At 52.0% G+C, this 18,598-nt stretch carries 22 protein-coding genes; 16 read left to right on the top strand and 6 right to left on the bottom strand.

The annotated features are described in order from the left end of the window. Positions 1-404 precede the first annotated feature (404 nt). From P9J64_09345 to P9J64_09330, 4 genes are all read right to left on the bottom strand, one after another. Positions 405-668: a DUF1127 domain-containing protein gene (locus P9J64_09345; GenBank protein MDG5468520.1), complete on the bottom strand. Its 264-nt coding sequence runs from the start codon at positions 666-668 to the stop codon at positions 405-407. A 295-nt stretch (positions 669-963) separates the two neighbouring features. Further along, positions 964-1,119, bottom strand: coding sequence for a hypothetical protein (locus P9J64_09340; GenBank protein MDG5468519.1), 156 nt, complete (start codon positions 1,117-1,119; stop codon positions 964-966). Positions 1,120-1,167: 48 nt separating this feature from the next. Further along, positions 1,168-1,551, bottom strand: a complete 384-nt coding sequence (locus P9J64_09335; protein ID MDG5468518.1) for a hypothetical protein — start codon at positions 1,549-1,551, stop codon at positions 1,168-1,170. Positions 1,552-1,619: 68 nt separating this feature from the next. Then, positions 1,620-1,880 carry a hypothetical protein gene (locus tag P9J64_09330; protein MDG5468517.1) on the bottom strand — a complete coding sequence of 87 codons (261 nt, stop codon included), beginning with the start codon at positions 1,878-1,880 and terminating at the stop codon, positions 1,620-1,622. Between the two features lie 707 nt (positions 1,881-2,587). On the opposite strand from P9J64_09330, the gene P9J64_09325 reads away from it, so the two are divergent. The 9 genes from P9J64_09325 to phoU all read left to right on the top strand — a co-directional run bounded on the left by P9J64_09325 (position 2,588) and on the right by phoU (position 10,729). Next, entirely contained in the window at positions 2,588-2,974 is a 387-nt protein-coding gene (locus tag P9J64_09325) for a response regulator (protein ID MDG5468516.1), read from the top strand. A 42-nt stretch (positions 2,975-3,016) separates the two neighbouring features. Next, complete coding sequence (locus tag P9J64_09320; protein ID MDG5468515.1) at positions 3,017-3,679, top strand: PilZ domain-containing protein; 663 nt, start codon at positions 3,017-3,019, stop codon at positions 3,677-3,679. Between the two features lie 265 nt (positions 3,680-3,944). Next, positions 3,945-4,244: a hypothetical protein gene (locus P9J64_09315; GenBank protein ID MDG5468514.1), complete on the top strand. Its 300-nt coding sequence runs from the start codon at positions 3,945-3,947 to the stop codon at positions 4,242-4,244. Positions 4,245-4,570: 326 nt separating this feature from the next. Beyond that, on the top strand, positions 4,571-5,980 hold the full coding sequence (locus P9J64_09310; GenBank protein ID MDG5468513.1) for an MBL fold metallo-hydrolase: 1,410 nt from the start codon (positions 4,571-4,573) through the stop codon (positions 5,978-5,980). A gap of 347 nt (positions 5,981-6,327) precedes the next feature. Next, positions 6,328-7,383 (top strand): phosphate ABC transporter substrate-binding protein PstS, encoded by a 1,056-nt coding sequence (gene pstS, locus P9J64_09305; GenBank protein ID MDG5468512.1) that lies wholly within the window; start codon positions 6,328-6,330, stop codon positions 7,381-7,383. Between the two features lie 55 nt (positions 7,384-7,438). Continuing rightward, positions 7,439-8,368: a phosphate ABC transporter permease subunit PstC gene (gene pstC / locus P9J64_09300; protein ID MDG5468511.1), complete on the top strand. Its 930-nt coding sequence runs from the start codon at positions 7,439-7,441 to the stop codon at positions 8,366-8,368. After that, entirely contained in the window at positions 8,365-9,210 is an 846-nt protein-coding gene (gene pstA, locus P9J64_09295) for a phosphate ABC transporter permease PstA (GenBank protein MDG5468510.1), read from the top strand. The genes pstC and pstA overlap by 4 nt, the downstream gene beginning before the upstream one ends. Positions 9,211-9,293: 83 nt before the next feature. Continuing rightward, entirely contained in the window at positions 9,294-10,061 is a 768-nt protein-coding gene (pstB, locus tag P9J64_09290; GenBank protein ID MDG5468509.1) for a phosphate ABC transporter ATP-binding protein PstB, read from the top strand. An 11-nt stretch (positions 10,062-10,072) separates the two neighbouring features. Next, positions 10,073-10,729, top strand: a complete 657-nt coding sequence (phoU, locus tag P9J64_09285) for a phosphate signaling complex protein PhoU (GenBank protein ID MDG5468508.1) — start codon at positions 10,073-10,075, stop codon at positions 10,727-10,729. A gap of 158 nt (positions 10,730-10,887) precedes the next feature. Here the strand turns inward: phoU and P9J64_09280 are convergent, their stop codons facing one another. Together P9J64_09280 and P9J64_09275 are read right to left on the bottom strand one after the other, a co-directional pair. Further along, entirely contained in the window at positions 10,888-11,514 is a 627-nt protein-coding gene (locus tag P9J64_09280; protein MDG5468507.1) for a hypothetical protein, read from the bottom strand. Between the two features lie 82 nt (positions 11,515-11,596). After that, positions 11,597-12,238: a hypothetical protein gene (locus tag P9J64_09275; protein ID MDG5468506.1), complete on the bottom strand. Its 642-nt coding sequence runs from the start codon at positions 12,236-12,238 to the stop codon at positions 11,597-11,599. 457 nt (positions 12,239-12,695) lie between these two features. On the opposite strand from P9J64_09275, the gene P9J64_09270 reads away from it, so the two are divergent. The 7 genes from P9J64_09270 to P9J64_09240 all read left to right on the top strand — a co-directional run bounded on the left by P9J64_09270 (position 12,696) and on the right by P9J64_09240 (position 18,593). Next, positions 12,696-13,658, top strand: coding sequence for a 4Fe-4S dicluster domain-containing protein (locus tag P9J64_09270; protein MDG5468505.1), 963 nt, complete (start codon positions 12,696-12,698; stop codon positions 13,656-13,658). Further along, complete coding sequence (locus P9J64_09265; protein MDG5468504.1) at positions 13,655-14,482, top strand: FAD/NAD(P)-binding protein; 828 nt, start codon at positions 13,655-13,657, stop codon at positions 14,480-14,482. Before P9J64_09270 ends, P9J64_09265 begins: the two co-directional genes overlap by 4 nt. Then, positions 14,479-15,222: an NADH:ubiquinone oxidoreductase gene (locus tag P9J64_09260; GenBank protein MDG5468503.1), complete on the top strand. Its 744-nt coding sequence runs from the start codon at positions 14,479-14,481 to the stop codon at positions 15,220-15,222. Before P9J64_09265 ends, P9J64_09260 begins: the two co-directional genes overlap by 4 nt. Continuing rightward, the gene (locus tag P9J64_09255) at positions 15,219-16,514 is read left to right on the top strand and encodes a nickel-dependent hydrogenase large subunit (GenBank protein ID MDG5468502.1); all 1,296 of its coding nucleotides are present in this window, start codon (positions 15,219-15,221) and stop codon (positions 16,512-16,514) included. The genes P9J64_09260 and P9J64_09255 overlap by 4 nt, the downstream gene beginning before the upstream one ends. Beyond that, positions 16,493-16,720, top strand: coding sequence for a hypothetical protein (locus P9J64_09250; GenBank protein MDG5468501.1), 228 nt, complete (start codon positions 16,493-16,495; stop codon positions 16,718-16,720). Before P9J64_09255 ends, P9J64_09250 begins: the two co-directional genes overlap by 22 nt. Positions 16,721-16,920: 200 nt before the next feature. After that, a complete protein-coding gene (locus P9J64_09245) occupies positions 16,921-17,673 on the top strand; it encodes a pirin family protein (GenBank protein ID MDG5468500.1) in 753 nt (250 codons plus the stop codon). 2 nt (positions 17,674-17,675) lie between these two features. Further along, a complete protein-coding gene (locus P9J64_09240; protein ID MDG5468499.1) occupies positions 17,676-18,593 on the top strand; it encodes a pirin family protein in 918 nt (305 codons plus the stop codon). Positions 18,594-18,598: the final 5 nt, after the last annotated feature.

The raw sequence follows: 18,598 nt of genomic DNA, 5'->3' as shown, positions 1-18,598 counted from the left end.
GTTATAAAATGAATGAAAAAATAGAAATTACTCTACTGATTTTGCTATATAGCTCTATCTTCATGGCAGGCATTAAGCTTCTCATGTTTATGTTCAAGGAAAATGAGGACTGAATCATCGCATAAGTTACTGTCTATAAAATACGAAAGCCCTCAATCTTCTGACCGGGGGCTTCTCTTATGAGTCACGACTTCCAAGAAGAAAACGGGCTTATTATTGATAGAGGTGTTCAGAAAGCTCTTTAGTACGCAAAACTATGGCCACCAGGGGTCGTTCCTTGGTGGCCTTGTAATGCAGGGTTTCTTAGAATTATTCACAATGGGCAATTTAAGGCAATCAAAACCTGCTGACGAAGCCTGTGAAACAAAAGGAGTCCCCCTATGTTTAACAAATCATTCCTGTCTTCAATGAAAGAGAAGATTGAAGGCGGTGTTCTTCTTCGATGATGAGGCTAAGGTCGTATCCGTTCGCCTCTGGAGAGATTCATCTACAACTGGCGCATAATCCCAAAACTTGCGTTCCGCTTCACGGGCAGCTTCTACACGGCTGACACCAATATCCTTCAGTAGAGAATCATCCATTTTACTCAGTTGCTTTCGTTGCCTGTGTATTTCTCCCCAAAATAAAATTTTGGCCAGCATCTTATTTGCGTTAGAGAGCAGCATCATGATCAATTCTCCTTGTTGTATTAAGTACATGTCTGCACCTGTGACATGAATATAGTCTTCTGATCACCCGATTATGCACCCCCGTTGGCAATATTTATTGTTGCTCCTGTTAGTCGTTTACCTGCCCTGTTCCTTCAGAACTGAAGTCGCTCGTCTTATTAATTGAACGAGTAGCTCTCGAATTACTCTGCTGCGTAACTCGTTCACTTTAGAAAAAAGGAGGTTAGCGTTATTGCAATATGTCACAATCTCTTCATGAGACCAGTGTTCTAGGTACATTGAACGTCTCCTTGCGTTAATTTTCTGCGTCCTCTTCCCCATAGAGCAATCTGCTTCGATGGTTATTCTCTTCTTCTTTGCAGAAGCGCTCGAGGAAACGTTTGAAGACGACAGTATTGGCGAAATCCTCAACTCCTATGGCAGAGTAGTGCTCTTTCCATAACTTTTCCATGGGGCCCCTCACTTGATAATTGTAGTTTCACTACCTGAAAAAGGGTTCTTATATATAGACGTAGTCGTCTGATTCGACATGTTCGGATGTGGTGCTGAGAAACGAGTCGGCCTGTGAATCTTCGATGACTTCGACCAGGTCATGGGCGGAGGAACACGCCGTGCCGCAGTTCTCGCATTCCTGGATTTCTTCATGAAACTGAAACGCATCCAAATCTGTTTCAATACAATGAACGGCTTTGCAGGTTGGGCAGATGAAATCAGAATAAGCTGTGACTTTATTGCTGCTCTTCCCTTTGATGATTTTTAAATCTTTGCCGGAGTAGGTCCAAATGCCTCCGCAATCTCCACATTCGAATGCATCCTGGCAGTAACCGTCGGTGTGCATGTCAATTTCAATATGTCCGGTGTTTTTACATAATGGGCACTTCATGATTTTCTCCTTTAATTTTATTGAGCTGCTTGTGATGGTTTTATTTGTCGTAAGTGGCAAATGAAGTGCTAACTCCTGTCGAATCGTGTCACAGCATTCAGGGCGGCCTCGCACATGGACTTTTCAAGTGTTGCTCCTTTCCCTGTGGCCAAAAAGCTGCCCGTTTTGGGGTCGATGATGACATATTCGTAGGAGCCGTCTTGGGCTTTACCGCCATACCGTGAAGGGTAGCCAAGCCGAGACAAGGTGCCCCAGGCGACAGAGATGTCTATCTCGGTGTCAGCATCGTCGGTGAGCAGTAGACCAGCTTTTTTAAGTCGAGATTTCATAGGCCCTCTCTTTACTTTTCAATTGGACTTTTTGTCGTCCGTCTTTTTGCAGCATGCAGAATGAAGAAAGAGGAGATTCTGTATGGCGGCAATCGATAACTTAAGAGGTATTTATTAACACAGTTGATATAATTATTACCGAAACACCAACAAAGTCAAGCTAGAAAAATAAAATTCTCTATATTTTACAGCTACTTAAAGCCTGCATTGTTTTATACAGTATACAGTTGGTATGTTTTGCTGTTGTGGCGGTGTCAGGAAGTAATAATTATGAGTTGAGTAGGTGTTTGTAATTATAAGGGATTTTTAATTGAGAACAGGGTTATACAAATATAGCATTTATTACCAGATAGACTTTGCGTGGCTGGTCGTGCCTCGGCTTAATTTGTGGCTTTTGATGATTGCCGTGCATTATACGCTTTGCAAGGCTTGATCCTGAGGACCTCGAGCGTAGCCCCCCTGTTTCAGCTTCGTTGTCGCCAATCTGAACCATCCCAAACAATCCAGGACGATGAATAAGAAACCCTCCTCTTTGACCTCAACGAATGAACGGGTATAATTGCCAGTATCTTATTTATGGTGGTATCTGAGAATTGCAAGGGGAAGATGCGATATGAGCACAAGCCATCCGCTGATACATTGGATGGCCTTTCCCGTTTATGGTAGGTAATGAGGGCCTCGGGAGCTAGGAGACAACTCAGAAAACGATGAGAAAGAAAATCCTTCTGGTTGATGATAGCCCCTTTTTCCTCAAAGCCCTCAGTGATTCCTTGTCTGTGGATTTTCATGTCGAAACAGCTATCTCGGGAGAAGAGGCAATCAACCTTCTTAAAGAGATCGATAGCGCAAAGCTTGGAGAAACTGGACCCTTTGACCTGGTGATAACTGACTTAGAGATGACGGGGTTAAGTGGATATGATGTTTCTCAATTTATTAAAAACAAGAACAGGAGCAATAAGTTTATACCTGTCATCATGCTCACCGGAAAGGACATTACGCAAGAGGAAGCCCGAGGGCATGGTTGCGCAGCATATATTCCGAAGACCAACCTGGGGAAGGTTGTTTCTATGACCCGGATTCTTTTGTTGAGGTAATGTCTAATAGCTTAGGACATCTGGTCACAAAGTGAGTCGCAAATGTTGCAAATGAAATGCCCGGAATGCGATGGAATCATCAGCTCCTCATTACTTGTTGAGCTGGGCTCTATCACATGTAGTCAGTGTAAAAAAAATGTCATAGTCAAGGATGTGTTCGTAACAACCGAGGCTTTCACAATGTACCGAGACACTCTCCTCGATCGAATCCGGCATTACCGGACTCTTTTAAAAGAGATTGAGCGGGAAAAGTTGTCTCTGGGGAAGAGTGATGTCTCATCCACGGCTGCCCAAAAGAGCCTGAATCAAAACTATGCCGCCCTTCGGGAACTATTGGAAGCTTCAAGAGGAAATTACCGACTGAAAATCTCTCAAGAGTTACCTTTAGACCTCGAATGGGAAGGGAATGTAACGAACGGGAGTTTATTAAATTTATGTACCAAGGGTGCCTCCATAAAACCGAAGAGGCTGCATGGATTTCCTCAGAAGGGCTCGGAAGTTCAATTGCGATTAGCCTTGCCAGATGATGCGGAACCCTTATCTATAGCTGCGAAAATCGCTTGGATTGACAAAAACAAGACTGATGAGGAACAAAACAGCATCACGATGGGCGTAAGTTTCATCAATTTAAATGAAAAAACCAGAGCCTGTATATGGGACTATATTTTAGCTCACACAGGAGTTCCTGATAGCTTGGAAAATTAAAGCCCGATCCTTTAAATCTCTCAAAACAAACCCATTTTAGGATAGGGAGCTTTCTTGCCCTCGCAGTAAAAATTTTACATTTCTGCCATTTTAATGTAAATTGAAACTGTCTTATTCAAATTATTTAGCTGGGGAAACTGAATGGTCCTTAGACTCGCAGAACCCTACTTTATGTTAAAAAACCGCTGTCTCAGCTTATTGTTGAGTAGCGGTTTTTTGGTTTAATTCTTCAGATTCAAACCTGAGACAAAAGGAGAGGTGTCGCATGCTAATACGGGTTATGTATGCTGATGGCAGGTTGGGCATGATTAAACCGCAGCTGCTAGACCGCATGCTAGATAGAAAGTTGGTGTCTGGTATCTTGCGCGCAGAGGGCTGGGCTATTGTTGGCCGTGATAAGATTCGCAGGCATAGCCGTTCTCGAGTATACGAGGGGGTAGATCGTCGAGGTTGCATGTTGGAGGCTCCATCTGGAAAGGGCTTGGTGATGAAGTTGATGCAAGAGCTTCTACTTATCGCTGCCGTACTGGTTTTTACTTCAATTCTATTCTCGGGGTTGCTGTAAAAACCATAACTGAGGCCCTCAACGATTGCCTGACCTGCCATAGAAGCAACATCCTCAGGTTCGTACCTTTAGCTTTTCTTATACGTCACGACTTGTGAGAGAAAAGAAACGGCTTCTTATTGATAGAGACATTTGAGAGGCACCTTAGCCAAACAATAAAGGCCACCTGGAAACGGGTGGCCTTTTTGTAATCCAGGCAATATGAAACGTTGATATTTTGACAAAATGTTGAGGTTTGTCATCATAAGATTATGGCATTCGATCTCAAACGGGATGAACGACTAACTCACAAACCACAAGTTTAATCTTCGGGAAAGGACTGTAACATGAAAATCACTTTCCATGGCGCCGCCCGTACCGTTACCGGATCCCAGCACCTTATCGAAGTGAACGACAAAACCATCATGTTGGACTGTGGTCTGTTTCAGGGCAAACGAAAGGAAGCCTTCGAGCGTAACCGCAAGGAATTGTGTTCGGGCGAGAGTGTCGATTGCCTGGTGCTATCCCATGCCCACATTGACCACTCAGGACGCATCCCGCGGCTGGTCAAGGATGGTTTCAGCGGTGACATTTTCTGCACCTCGGCCACCCGCGACCTGTGTGCCGTTATGCTCATGGACAGCGCCTTTATTCAGGAAAATGACGTGGAGTTCGTCAATCGCCGGAGGAAGAAGAAAGGTCAGCGCCTTTTTGAGCCTCTCTATAGAAAGGCCGATGTGGGTAAGGCGATGGAGCAATTCGTCGGTTTAAGCTACAACCGTCGCCACCAGCTCTTTCCCGGCATTCACCTCACCTTGATCGATGCCGGCCACATGCTAGGCAGCGCCCATGTCCTCCTTGACATCGACGATCAGGTGACCGGCCAGAACCGCCGTCTGGTCTTCAGCGGAGATATCGGCCGGCCGGACATCCCCATCATTCGTGACCCCGTGCCAATAAGCGACGGTTGCGATATCCTGATCATGGAGAGCACCTACGGCAACCGGCAACATCCGGCTTATCCCGACTCAGAGAAGGAATTGGAACGCATTGTCAACGAAACCGCCAGTCGCGGTGGCTTGCTGCTGATCCCGGCCTTTGCCGTTGGTCGGACCCAGCAGCTCGTTTATGCTTTCCACCGCTTGCACAGCGAGGGAGCGATCCCCGATCTGCCAATCTTCGTTGACAGCCCGCTGGCCACCCGCACCACCGAGATCTTCCGACTGCACCCGGAGGTTTATGATGCCGAAATCCGCGAGTTCCTGCTGACAGACGATGATAACAACCCCTTTGGTTTCGGTCGTCTCCAGTACACCCAGACCGTTGAGCAATCGAAGGCGCTCAACAACTTAAAGTTCCCGGCGATCATCATCAGTTGTAGCGGCATGCTTGAGGGCGGCCGTATTCTCCATCACCTGCGAAACCGTATCGGAGACCCGCGCAACACAATCCTCTTCACCAGTTGGCAGGCGCCCAACACCCTGGGCCGCCATATAGTGGAGAAGGAGAAGACGGTTCGCATCTACGGTGAAGAATATACTGTGCGTGCCAAACTAGAGATTCTGACCGGCTTTTCCGGGCACGCTGACCGGGATGGTCTGATCGATTTTGTGCGGGCCATGCAGTGCAAACCGCAACATACCTTCATCGTTCATGGCGAAGAGGAATCCTCCGAGAGTCTGGCTAACGACTTGCGCAATGAACTTGATCTCGAAAATGTGGTTATTCCAGAACCCTTTCAAACTTGCGAGGTGTGATCAAAACCGGCCTCTTTTTGCTCCTGGAGAGGGTTAACCAATTCCAGGGGCAAGGATTAACTTAAGTCTTTGACTTTATGAACAGGATAAACGAAGGCTCCTTCTAATTTATGATTTCCAGTAATGGCACCATGCTGCAGGAACTGATTACTACAAAGCCTATCGCAACTCTTCCCTGAATCACCCCGAGATTTATTGAGTACACTACACAGCAAATACGGCCACAAGGAAAACTCTCCCGTCGGCCATATTTAATTCACTGCTTACCGTCCTCTAACCATCCGCTAACAGTTTCACGTCAGACTCGTCTCCAAATTAACGAGAAAGCCATTAAGGAGACAAGTCCCATGGACCCAAAGAGCAACCAATTTTTCCGCACGATCCTGATCACCCTGACCACCCTGATACTAAGTTCCGCTCCTGCTCTCGCCGCAGCCACGATCAACGGCGCGGGAGCAACCTTCCCCTACCCGGTTTACGCGCAGTGGGCCTGGCAATACAACAAAGAGACCAGCGTCAAGTTGAACTACCAGTCGATCGGCTCGGGCGGCGGCATTCGCCAGATCAAAGCTAAAACTGTCGATTTCGGGGCGTCTGACGCACCATTAAAAGTGGCTGAGTTGGACGAAGCCGGGTTGCTGCAATTTCCCATGATCATGGGTGGCGTGGTTCCGGTTGTTAATGTGCCGGGCATTGAAGAAGGGGCCTTAAAACTCTCCGGAACCACCCTGGCCAACATCTTCCTGGGCAAGATAAAAACCTGGAACGATGCAGCGATTTCCAAGGAGAATCCAGGCCTGGCGCTTCCAGAAACAGCAATTACGGTCGTCTACCGGGCCGATGGCTCGGGCACAACCTGGATCTTTACCAACTACTTGAGCAAAGTTTCACCGACGTGGAAAGATTCGATCGGCAACGCCAAGGCGGTGAAGTGGCCTGCCGGGGTTGGTGGCAAGGGTAATGAAGGCGTCGCCGCCTACGTGCAGCGCATCAAAGGTTCGATCGGTTACGTCGAATATGCCTATGCCCTGCAGAACAAACTGGCCTACAGCCTGTTGCAAAACCAGGCTGGTAATTACGTCGCCCCAACCAGCACAGCCTTTCAGGCTGCAGCGGCCAATGCCGACTGGGCTAACGCCGAGGGCTTCTACCTGGTGCTGACCGACCAGCCCGGTGCTGAGAGTTGGCCGATCACCGGAGCTTCGTTCATCCTGGTCCACAAAGAGCAGGCGAATGTCGCAACCGCCAAAGAGATTTTGACCTTCTTTGACTGGTGCTATCGCAACGGAGCCAGCACGGCAGAAAAACTCGATTATGTGCCGATGCCCGATGCCGTCGTCAGCCTGGTTGAAAAAACCTGGGCGCAAGAGATCCAATCAACAGGCAAACCGGTTTGGCCATAAAGAGCGTGTTCGTGGCGTGAAGCGCGGAAAAAACAAACCTTCAAAAGGTTGAAATATGCAGACGAAAACCCATATCAATCTTGACCCGGCATTCCGTTGGCTGACACTAGCCAGCGGGCTAGCTGTGTTGTTGCTCGTTGGCAGTATCCTCTACACCTTGGTAATGGGAGCCATGCCAGCGCTCAAACATTTCGGCTTCGGCTTTCTGACCTCGCAGGAGTGGGATCCCGCCTTCATGGAGTTCGGCGCGCTCAGCAGCATTTATGGCACTCTTGCTTCGACTGCCATCGGCATGCTGATCGCCGTTCCCTTAAGCCTGGTGATCGCTCTCTTCCTGGTGGAGATTGCCCCGCCGGCAGTGAGCCGCATCGTGGGTGGCGCCATCGAGCTTCTGGCCGCCATCCCAAGCATTATTTACGGCATGTGGGGCCTGTTCGTGTTTGCTCCATTCATGGCAGATCACGCACAACCGTGGCTGGCAAGCATCGCCCCTGGATTCGCACTCTTCCAGGGCCCGCCCATGGGTATTGGCATGCTCTCAGCCGGAATCATCCTCGCCCTGATGGTGCTGCCGTTCATCACCTCGGTGACCCGCGACGTCTTTCAGATGGTCCCCGCGGTGGTTAAGGAATCAGCCTACGGCATGGGCAGCACGACCTGGGAAGTGACCCGCAAGGTGACCATTCCTTACGGCATCCAGGGTGTCGTCGGCGCCTGCTTCCTCGGCCTCGGTCGCGCCATCGGTGAAACCATGGCGGTAACCTTCGTCATAGGCAACCGGCACGAGATCTCTGCCTCGCTGTTTGCTGCCGGCAACAGCATCGCTTCGACCTTGGCCAACGAATTTACCGAGGCTTCCGACGATCTTTACCTCGCTGCCCTGATCGAACTCGGTCTGGTCCTGTTTGGCGTCACTCTGGTCTTGCAGTGGGCAGCCCGCTGGTGGCTGCGCCGCACAGCGCGCAAGTTGGGGGCCGTAAGATGAGACAACGCAGCTTGACATACCGTCGTGGCATCGACCTGGGGATTCGCCTGATCAGCTTCCTGGCGGCCCTGTTCGGAATGGCCATGCTCGGCTGGATTCTCAGCATCGTCATTCTCAAGGGGATGCCGGCCATCAACTGGCAGTTTTTCACCGAGTTACCGGCGCCGCCGGGAATGCCGGGCGGCGGGCTCGCCAACGCAATCCTCGGCACCCTGCTAATTACCCTGTTAGCCGTTCTGATGGGTGTCCCGATCGGGCTCGCCGCAGGCGTCTGGCTGGCGGAATTCGGTCAACAGTCGAAAACGGCTGAAGCCGTCCGTTTTGCGGCTAACTTACTGATGGGCACACCGTCGATCATCATTGGCGTCTTCGTTTACGTAGCAATCGTCATGACGACCGGACATTTCTCGGGAATCTCAGGCGCCGTAGCCCTGGCAATTATCATGTTGCCGGTGGTCGCACGCACCGCTGAGGACATGCTGGCTTTGGTGCCGAGTGCTCTGCGCGAAGCAGCATTAGCCCTTGGCGTGCCCCGCTGGAAAGCGACGCTGGGCATTGTTTTCCGCTCTGCAAAGACGGGCCTTTTAACTGGCATTTTACTTGCCGTTGCCCGGGTTAGTGGCGAAACGGCTCCCCTGCTCTTCACGTCCCTGAACAGTCCTTATTGGCCCGAATCGTTCAACGAGCCGACTGCGAATTTAACCGTAACCATTTTTAACTACGCCATGTCCCCTTACGAAGATTGGCAAACCTTGGCCTGGGGGGCTTCGCTGCTTATTGCAGCCAGCGTTCTAGGCACGACCGTTATTAGCCGGGGACTTCTCTGGTACAGGAGCAAATAATTATGATTCAGACTGCGACCGCAGAATATCAGGATCAACAGCTGAAGCGACCCTTTGCATTACATTCAACGAAGGCCGGACCCTTGGCACAGAAAACTCAGATCAAAATCGCGACCCGGGGCCTTAACTTCTATTACGACGATCAGCAGGCCCTCTTTGACAACAACCTTGAGATCGCCGCCAACCAGGTGACTGCGATCATCGGCCCTTCGGGGTGCGGCAAGTCGACTCACCTGCGGACCTACAACCGTATCTTTGAGCTCTATCGCGGTCAGCGTGTTAGTGGTGAAGTTCTTCTCGACGGCCAGAACATTCTCGACAGCAGTTGTGATGTCCTGGAGTTACGTCGCAAGGTCGGCATGATCTTTCAGAAACCGACGCCCTTCCCGATGAGCGTCTTCGACAACATCGCCTACGGCCTCAAGCAGCACTACCACATCAACCGCAGTGAGCTGCGTGACCGGGTCGAGAAAGCCCTGCAGCAGGCCGCGCTCTGGGATGACGTTAAAGACAAACTGAACCAGCCCGGCACAGCACTCTCCGGTGGTCAACAGCAACGTCTCTGCATCGCCCGGGCGATCGCCGTGGAGCCGGAAATCCTGTTGATGGACGAACCGACCTCAGCGATTGATCCTGTCGCCACGGCACGCATTGAAGAGCTGGTTGACACCCTGAAAGAGCATTACACCATCGTCATCGTCACCCACAATATGCAGCAGGCTGCCCGCATCTCTGACTACACGGCCTTTTTCTACAAAGGGGAGATTATCGAGTTCGGTGCCACCGACAAGATTTTCACCAACCCAAACAATACCAGGACCCAGGATTACATCACCGGGCGGTTTGGTTGAGGAGTTAAACCATGACAAGCTTATTGCATAAAGAGCTGGGACAGCTTGAGAAGCAGCTGCTCGCCTTGACGGCAATCGTCGAAGAGAACGTGCAGCTCTCATTCAGGGCTCTCACCGAAAGAGATGTCGCCCTGGCAGAAAAACTGATTGCCTCCGACGAGGAGGTTAATCGCAAGGAGGTCGAGCTCGAAGAAGAATGTCTGAAGATTCTGGCCCTACATCAGCCGGTGGCTAATGATCTGCGTATGATCGTTGCGATACTCAAGATCAACAGCAACCTGGAGCGGATCGCTGATCAGGCGGTCAATATATCCGAGCGGACTGTCGACTTAGCCAAATTCGCTCATATGGACTGTCCGTTAAACCTCGAGGACATGGCACAAAAAGTCATCCTTATGCTCGGACAGGCGATCGAGGCGCTTATCAATGCAGATCTGGAACTGGCCCAGGCTGTCCTTGAACTCGACGATGAGGTCGATATCCTGCATGGCCGTAACTACGGCCTATTCAAAGACTATATTCGCAAGGCCCCGGAGACCATCGACACGGTGCTGAGTTACCTGACCGTCTCCCGTCACCTCGAACGCGTGGCCGATCTTGCAACCAATATCGCCGAGGATGTCATCTACTTAAACGAAGGAACCATCGTGCGCCATACGATTGCCTGACGGGATAAAACCGTGAGAACATCCTTTTGAAAAGCAGAAAGGGCCCGACACATGAATGTGTCGGGCCCTTTCATTGCGGGAGGAAGGGTTGTTCATTCGTCTAAACAGACCAAAAAGACTGAGACTGGCAGCTAATTTGAGGATTGTCCGACAGGCCGCTAGGGGCGTTTGCTGTTGACGAGCTCGCTGCCCTCTAGCTGCTCAACGATGGCCGGAACGAATACATTGACCGCGCCCTGACGGGAGCCGTCGACCTTGACTTGCGCAATGTATGACCAGACCGGCTTTTCAGAACCCACATCATAAAGCTTGGTCGATATTGTAAAGTAATCCGTGTCGTATTGCTTGTCATAAGTGTAACCGTAACTGTAGCCGTACCAGCTGCCACCTGTGTAAACAGCAGACCCTCCCAGGACGACGCCTCCATACTGGTGATTTGTGATCTCTTTCTTACTGATCGAACGTGCCACCAGCACACTGTCAACGCCAAGCTCTCTGACTTTTGCCACAACCGTCTCGCGATCTGGCTTCGTCTTCAAATCTGGAAGAACTTTATAGCTGCGGATAACGTCAACACCCCGGTCAGACAACTGGTTCGCAAGGACGTTTTCAAATTGTTCGCGCACACTCTTCTCTTGAGCCCTGGCAATGACCAGGACTTTCTGCGGAGATTGGGTGTAAGTTTCTTCCTTCCAGACCTCCAGCTTTTTGATAGGGGCACAGGAGGCCGTTAGCGTCACAAGCAAAAGAACGAGACAAGCGCAGAGGTATTTGGGAGTGCTCATGTTGTTGATCCTTTATTGTTGAAGTATCAAGTGACTATAAACGCGCCTGCCGCAGGCTTTAATCGACTGGCTGCAGAGGTCGTCAGATAAGACCTTTTTGCTTGAGGTTTCTGACCACGGCATCGACATGATCCTGTATCATTTTCATGACATCTATCTCTTTGACCGTTTCCAGTTGAGCTGACCAGATCCTCTCCTCGGTTTTCAGGTCATAGAGTACAGATTCAATCGTCAGGGTGGTGGTCCCGGGAGTCGTTGGCTGAACGTCCTTAACGCTAGTGCCCTGATAGTAATAGGATCCCCAACTGTTGTACCAGGGATCTATATAGACAGGTGCCGCGACCGGGACGACCTGGACAACCTGTATGCCTTTCCCCGAAGTACCTTTATCTTTCCGTTTCCTGATCATTTTGGTGAGCAGGACCGAGTCGCAGCCATTCGCTTCCATCTCCCTGATAATACTTTCCCGGTTGCTCTCCTGGCTCTTGTCAAGAGCGTTATGACTGGGGATCGCCCGGACACCTTGATCAGTCAGCTTGCGCTTAAAGGCTTCTTCGAAAAGCCTCCGGAAATCCTCCTCCTTGGCGATGCCGACAAGATAGACATTCTCGACTTTATCTGAGTAGCCTGGTTTGACCCAGGAGTTTTTCACCGTTGTACTGGAACAGGCGGTCGTCAATAATCCAGCGAGCGCCAGTAGCGTCAAGCGTTTTAAAAAAGTCATTGTTACTTTCTCTGCCTCCTTTAATGTTTCAATTGATCAACCATAACAAACTAATAGATCTTTTCCCACGTCATTATCTTGATGATAATTTAAGGGTCTCGGACCTATGGACACTGTCCCGCTCTTACTGAGCAACAGGCAGACTCTGCGCACATAGGTACCAATCTGCCCTTTCATCGTCTCCTCCAGCGGCTGAAAATTTCTTCATAGCAGAAGTCGAAAACGGTACGTAGAATCCCCATCTATCGAAAATTTACCGACAGAGGATGCAGCAGAAGCAGATCAATGGCAGACATGTTAGCCTCGGCTTCCAGCTTTCGCGGAGCCTTCCGGACAATTAGCCTTCTCCCATAGACTATAACGCTTTATGTGGGATTTTCCCGGCTCTTGATTCACACAAACCTCTGGAGATTGCCGAGTTAAGGAAGAGTGGTACAATGAGATTTAGAGGTTTCTCATGGTCGAAGCTATCTTACCAAGCTACCGGCTGACGCAGTCCTCCCTCGATACCCTTGCGGACGCCATCACCAAACGTTCGGCTTTCGCTCCACAAGTCGATGCCGACAACCTATGCCGCCTGCAACCACTCTCGGCAAGAGTTCTGCCAGGCCAGGCCCTCTCCTCCTTTGTCCCCTTGAAAAAAATGTTTTTACCGCCCCGGGAGAAGCTGTGGTCTTTTCAATCGGGACAATTCAGCGAGCTTGAGCAAGCAGAACCTTTTGCAGTTGTCGGTGTACCTCTTTGCGACTTGCAGGCACTTTGGTACCTGGATCAGGTCTTTGCTGAAGATCTTCCTTACCAAAAACGACGTGCCCGGTCCCTGGTGGTGGCCATGCCCTGTGAGCCCACGCCGGAATGTCGCTGCGATCCTCAGTTGGTGCCGGTTGCCGGCGATCTGTTTCTGGAACAAAATCGCGCCTGGGCCATTTCCCCTGCAGGCGACGCTCTCTTACGGGCCTGCGGCGCCGGCGGCGCTGCGAACCAACCCCTGCCATGGCCTACGGCTCGTTCTGAAAAACGGCCACTGCTGACGGAAGAGCAACTTCGCAGCTCTGCTGATGCCGCAATCTGGACAGAAGCGGCACAAAGCTGCCTGTCCTGCGGGGCCTGTTCGGTTGTCTGTCCGACCTGCTACTGCTTTGACCTGCTTGATGAGACCGCGACAGATGGATCAGTGACCAGGGGCCGCCGCTGGGACAACTGTTTTTTCGCCGAGCATGCCAAGGTTGCCGGCGGTCACGATTTCAGGCCCGGACGTGCAAACCGACTGCATTTTCGCCTGGAGCACAAGTTTTTCGGCTTCGGCGCGCTGCACGGGCAGAACAGCTGTGTCGGCTGCGGTCGTTGCCGCAAGGTCTGCCCCGTCGACATCGACCTCGACCAGATCGCCGCGACGCTGGGAGGAGAAGAGTTGTCATGACAAACGCCCTGCTTCCGGTTGCCGCCGTGCTGCACGAGATTGTGCCGCTGGCCGCTGACAACCACCTCTTCTCCTTCCTTCCCGAACAGCCGATATCCCTTGCCCCGGGGCAGTTTGTCGAGATCACTCTTCCGGGAATCGGCAGCTTTCCCGTCTCTTCATGCGATCAGGTTCGCAATGGACTGATCACCTCCTGTATCCGCCGGGCGGGGCGGGTCACCGAGGCTCTCTACCACCTTGAGGAGGGAGATGTTGTTGGTTTGCGCGGGCCCTTTGGCATGGGCTTCCAACTGGAACTGTTTAAAGACCAGGATGCCCTGCTGATTGCCGGCGGGCTCGGAATGGCGCCCCTGCGGGCCTTGCTGCACGCCTTGCTTGACGACCATCACCGCACGGGCAGGATCATCGTGCTCTATGGCTCAAGGCAACCAGAGATGCTGCTCTTTCGCGACGAGCTGGTTAAGTTGTCACTGGAAAAACAGATAGAGCTTCGCTTCTCGGTTGATTTTGCCGAGGAGTTGCCCAGCCTTGATGGCCGCGTTGTCTGCAAAATAGGCCTGGTCAACGAACTCCTTGCAGGCCTGACTTTTACCCCACGTAAAACCATCGCCGCGGTCTGCGGTCCACCGGCTCTTTACCACTGCATTCTTGAAGAATTGGCCTTGATCGGCATACCGTCGGCAAAGATCTTTGCGACTCTTGAGCGCCGCATGCGTTGCGGTGTCGGCGAGTGTTGCCATTGCGTGGTTGCCGGCCGTTACATCTGCAAGGACGGTCCTGTTTTCAGCCTGGAGCAGCTTCGCAATATGACGGAGGCGATATGAAACTGAAGCCGCCCATCAATTTGGCCTGGATCCGCTTTACCTCCTGCAGTGGCTGTCAGCTCATGCTACTCAACTGTGAACCTTCCCTGGCAGAACTTGCCCGGATTGTTGCTATCCGCGACTTCCCACTAGCATCTTCCACCTTGGGCAAAAATACAGAGATCGACATCGGTCTAGTGGAGGGCTCGATCACGACCCCCTCTGAACTCGAAAGACTGTTGGCCTTCCGGCGCAAGGTGCATCTGCTGGTCGCCGTCGGAGCCTGCGCCCTGACCGCAGGCGTCAACAGCCTGGTTAGAGGCGAACGCCGTCAAGCCATGACAAAGGTCTACGCCGAGCAAGGTGACGACTGGAACACTTTTCCGCCGCAGCCCGTTGCCCATTTTGTGAAAGTTGACGGCCAGATTCCCGGCTGTCCACCGGAACCCGGAGAACTCCTCAACAGTATCGGCACTCTCCTCAATGGCGGCTGGGCTGGCCACCAGGTCATGCCGGTCTGCATGGAATGCCGCATCAACGAAAATCCATGCCTGCTGGAGAGGGATCGCGCCCCCTGCCTTGGCCCCATCACCCTCGCCGGCTGCAACGCCAGGTGCCCGAACCTGGGGGTGCCTTGCGAAGGATGCCGTGGTGTCGTCGCCGAGGCCAACCGCGACGAACTATGCCGGCTATTCAAGACGGCGGGCCTGACCGACCAGGATATTAGCCATCGCCTGGAACGCTTTGGAGAAACAACATGACCAGGCTGGTTGTTGATCCTTTAACTCGCGTCGAAGGTCACGGACGGGTTGAGCTCCTGCTCAAGGAAGGGCGCCTCTATGATGTCAAGGTGCGCCTGCTCGAGTCGCCGCGCCTATTTGAATCGCTGGTCGTAGGGCGGCGCTACGACGAAGTGCCCGACCTGGTCTGCCGTATCTGCGCCATCTGTTCGGCGGCGCACAAGTTGACCTCCCTGCAGGCCCTCGAAAAGCTCATGGACATCAGGATTCCAACCACTGCCGCAGTGCTCCGCGAACTCCTGCTGCTTGGCGGACACCTGCAGAGCCATGCCCTGCACCTGTTCTGCCTGATCTTGCCTGACCTGTGCGGCACTCCAGATCTTCTGGTCCTGTTGCAGCGCAAAGAGCCCCTGGCAGAGGCCGGGATCAGATTGAAAGCGTTTGGCAACCATATCCAGGAAATCGCCGGAGGACGGGTGGTTCATCCGGTCAATCCGGTTTTCGGTGGCGTTGCATACATTCCAGACAAACAGCTGATCGACGGTCTCTCTGAAGAGCTTCGCCACTGGCAAATTTACTGGCCTGACCTGTACCAGCAGTTTTTACAGCTGGGCAATTATCCAGAAGCAGGTCCGGTTTTAGGCAACCCTCTTGCGACCGGATTGCAGGAGGCGTTTTCCTTGAACGGCGAGTCTCTCTCCTATGGCGAGGAGCAGATCGACTGTTCAGGTTATGCGCAGTTGCTCGGGGAGCGTTCCAGAGCAGATTCGCATGCCAAGGATTCAAACGGGCAAGCAGGGCCTTTTTTAACCGGGGCTCTGGCGCGCGCCAGCCTTGCCGCCGGCAGGAAGCTGCGTTTCGATAAGCCCGCAGAGAGATTCGGCATTCACGGAAATAACCTTGCCCAGGCCAGTGAAATCGGCTGGACATTACGACGCATCGGCCAGTTGCTCGAAACCCTGCGTCAGGCAGATCGTTCAGAGCCCTTGCGAACGACTCTGAAGCAGGCCAACGGAGGTGTCGGAACAGTGGCAACAGAAGCACCGCGTGGGCTGTTGATTCACCACTATGTTGTGGATGAATGGGGCAAGGTCGTGGCGGCTGACATTGTCACGCCAACCGCAATCAATCAACGCGTGATGGCAGCCCAGATCTTGGCAGACCTGGCCAATGAAAAGGATCATGAGCGCTTGTGCAAGGTCGCGGAACGCATCGTACGTGCTTATGATCCATGTATCTCCTGCGCCGTTCACCTGGTCCAGGTAGAGAACAGCAGCGAGAAAGGTCTGTCATGTCAGAAAAGATCGAAATAAAGATCGTCATAACCCCCTCCCTTGTTGAATATTTCGAGGCTGGAATGCGTAAAGACCACATCAACAACAGTGCAACAGAGGAGTTGACCCGCTTTCTGGCCCTGGTCCTCAACGACACCATGTACCCGCTTTCCTCGAGCATGACCGGCAAAGAAGAGATCAGCCTCAGCTACCGGCCAAAAGCTTACGCCGATCCAATTTTCTAACACCGGACCTTTTTCTCAAGCCGCGCAGCAAAAGGATCTTCTTTTCTTGTCCGTTTTTTGCGATATAGTTCGTGGAGAAGGAAAAGTCAGCTGACTGAGCACTATATTCAAACAGGGGTGTGTTCTCTCCCGCTATTCATGAGCCCTCTCCTGGCCTCGGCCAAAACAACTTGCTCACAAGCGCTAACCAGGAGACCCGGATGTTGGAGATTATAAAATCAGGGCAACGCCATTTTTCTGATTTCGGTTGGCTGAAAACCTTCTGGCTCTTTTCCTTTGCCAGCTATTTTGACCCCAACAACATTCAGTTCGGCTCATTGCGGGTTTTCAACGATGATGTGGTTGAACCGGGCACAGGCTTCCCGACACACCCCCACAATGAGATGGAGATTATTACCATCGTACTCGAGGGTGAGATGACCCATGAGGACAGCATGGGCAACAAGATCGTCATTAAAGTGGGGGATGTGCAAAGGATGTCGGCTGGAACCGGGCTGACCCACTCGGAATTCAACCTGGCTGAGACACCCGTCCACTTCTACCAGATCTGGATTCTTCCCGATACACCAGGGCTCAACCCCAGCTACGACCAAAGAAACTTTCAGCCGCGCGATTGGCAGAACACATTGCTGCCGATCGCTTCCGGGCGAGGTTTTAAAGATGTTGTCAGCATTAATACCGACGCCACAATCTACCGCTGTGAACTTGAAGCCGGACGCAGCCTATCCTTCGACCATACCTCTGGCCGCAGGCTCTTCCTTTATCTTCGCACAGGAGAAATAACTGTAGATGGTCAAGGGTTGCAAGCATGTGATCAAGCGCGCATCGATTCCGAACAGCCCCTATCCCTTCACGCTCTGCTATACACCGACTTCATTCTGATTGATCTGCCTTCCTGCAAGGGTTGGGGCTATAATCAGGAAACCCTGGACGGCGAGAAAAAAGAGGCCTGAGCATGAGCGATTTACTTGGCGAAAATGGCGACTGTAAAAAGAGCTCCGGAAACTCTTGTTCCGCTGTAATAATGAGACTTGAACCGAAAGACAAAGACCTCGGAGGTTTTAGCGTCCGCAGGCTTTTGCCGTCCAGAGAGCAACGTTCTGTGGGGCCCTTTATCTTTTTTGACCACCTCGGCCCCGCCCTCTTCGCCCCCGGCACAGGCATTGATGTCCGCCCCCATCCGCACATAGGCCTGGCCACGGTCACCTATGTCTTCGCAGGAGAGGTTCTGCATCGAGACAGTCTGGGTAAGGTCCAGCACATACGCCCAAATGAAATCAACTGGATGACCGCCGGCAAGGGCATTGCCCACTCGGAGCGTACGCCCCCCGATATCCGCAAACAAGGGCATACCCTGCACGCGTTGCAGCTGTGGCTGGCACTACCGGAAAAAGATGAGCAGACCGAGCCAGGCTTTTCTCACTACGGTTCCGAAGACCTGCCCTTGATTGAGGAGAGCAGCAGGTCGATACGGATCATGATCGGTGAAGCCTACGGGGTTAAGTCAGCCGTCAAAACCTTTTCGTCAACCCTCTATGTCGAAGCGCAATTAAAAGCGGGACAAAGCATCGTCGTACCGGAACATTTCGAGGAACGAGCCGTTTACGTCGTTACTGGAGAAATCTCTGCTACAGGGAGCCTGATTCCAAAACATACAATGGCCATTTTAGATGAGACACCGGGCGTTGAACTGGTCGCAAAAGAAGATACGACATTGGTGATCATCGGCGGCGCCCCGCTGGGAAAACGGATTATGTGGTGGAACCTGGTTTCCACCCGGGAAGACCTCATGGAAAAGGCAAAACAAGACTGGCGAGAGGGGCGCTTTCCGAAAGTTCCGGGCGAAACGGAATATATTCCCCTTCCAGAGTGAAACCA

It is taken from the genome of Deltaproteobacteria bacterium IMCC39524, from assembly GCA_029667085.1.
In the GTDB taxonomy this organism is placed as follows: Bacteria; Desulfobacterota; Desulfuromonadia; order Desulfuromonadales; family BM103; genus M0040.
This window is presented reverse-complemented; position numbering and strand designations above follow the sequence as displayed.

What these genes read in the sequence shown, in the direction of transcription:
- P9J64_09345 (MDG5468520.1), bottom strand. Translation starts at nt 668, where the DNA reads ATGATGCTGCTCTCTAACGCAAATAAGATGCTGGCCAAAATTTTATTT.
- P9J64_09340 (MDG5468519.1), bottom strand. Translation starts at nt 1,119, where the DNA reads ATGGAAAAGTTATGGAAAGAGCACTACTCTGCCATAGGAGTTGAGGAT.
- P9J64_09335 (MDG5468518.1), bottom strand. Translation starts at nt 1,551, where the DNA reads ATGAAGTGCCCATTATGTAAAAACACCGGACATATTGAAATTGACATG.
- P9J64_09330 (MDG5468517.1), bottom strand. Translation starts at nt 1,880, where the DNA reads ATGAAATCTCGACTTAAAAAAGCTGGTCTACTGCTCACCGACGATGCT.
- P9J64_09325 (MDG5468516.1), top strand. Translation starts at nt 2,588, where the DNA reads ATGAGAAAGAAAATCCTTCTGGTTGATGATAGCCCCTTTTTCCTCAAA.
- P9J64_09320 (MDG5468515.1), top strand. Translation starts at nt 3,017, where the DNA reads ATGTTGCAAATGAAATGCCCGGAATGCGATGGAATCATCAGCTCCTCA.
- P9J64_09315 (MDG5468514.1), top strand. Translation starts at nt 3,945, where the DNA reads ATGCTAATACGGGTTATGTATGCTGATGGCAGGTTGGGCATGATTAAA.
- P9J64_09310 (MDG5468513.1), top strand. Translation starts at nt 4,571, where the DNA reads ATGAAAATCACTTTCCATGGCGCCGCCCGTACCGTTACCGGATCCCAG.
- pstS (MDG5468512.1), top strand. Translation starts at nt 6,328, where the DNA reads ATGGACCCAAAGAGCAACCAATTTTTCCGCACGATCCTGATCACCCTG.
- pstC (MDG5468511.1), top strand. Translation starts at nt 7,439, where the DNA reads ATGCAGACGAAAACCCATATCAATCTTGACCCGGCATTCCGTTGGCTG.
- pstA (MDG5468510.1), top strand. Translation starts at nt 8,365, where the DNA reads ATGAGACAACGCAGCTTGACATACCGTCGTGGCATCGACCTGGGGATT.
- phoU (MDG5468508.1), top strand. Translation starts at nt 10,073, where the DNA reads ATGACAAGCTTATTGCATAAAGAGCTGGGACAGCTTGAGAAGCAGCTG.
- P9J64_09280 (MDG5468507.1), bottom strand. Translation starts at nt 11,514, where the DNA reads ATGAGCACTCCCAAATACCTCTGCGCTTGTCTCGTTCTTTTGCTTGTG.
- P9J64_09275 (MDG5468506.1), bottom strand. Translation starts at nt 12,238, where the DNA reads ATGACTTTTTTAAAACGCTTGACGCTACTGGCGCTCGCTGGATTATTG.
- P9J64_09270 (MDG5468505.1), top strand. Translation starts at nt 12,696, where the DNA reads ATGGTCGAAGCTATCTTACCAAGCTACCGGCTGACGCAGTCCTCCCTC.
- P9J64_09265 (MDG5468504.1), top strand. Translation starts at nt 13,655, where the DNA reads ATGACAAACGCCCTGCTTCCGGTTGCCGCCGTGCTGCACGAGATTGTG.
- P9J64_09260 (MDG5468503.1), top strand. Translation starts at nt 14,479, where the DNA reads ATGAAACTGAAGCCGCCCATCAATTTGGCCTGGATCCGCTTTACCTCC.
- P9J64_09255 (MDG5468502.1), top strand. Translation starts at nt 15,219, where the DNA reads ATGACCAGGCTGGTTGTTGATCCTTTAACTCGCGTCGAAGGTCACGGA.
- P9J64_09250 (MDG5468501.1), top strand. Translation starts at nt 16,493, where the DNA reads ATGTCAGAAAAGATCGAAATAAAGATCGTCATAACCCCCTCCCTTGTT.
- P9J64_09245 (MDG5468500.1), top strand. Translation starts at nt 16,921, where the DNA reads ATGTTGGAGATTATAAAATCAGGGCAACGCCATTTTTCTGATTTCGGT.
- P9J64_09240 (MDG5468499.1), top strand. Translation starts at nt 17,676, where the DNA reads ATGAGCGATTTACTTGGCGAAAATGGCGACTGTAAAAAGAGCTCCGGA.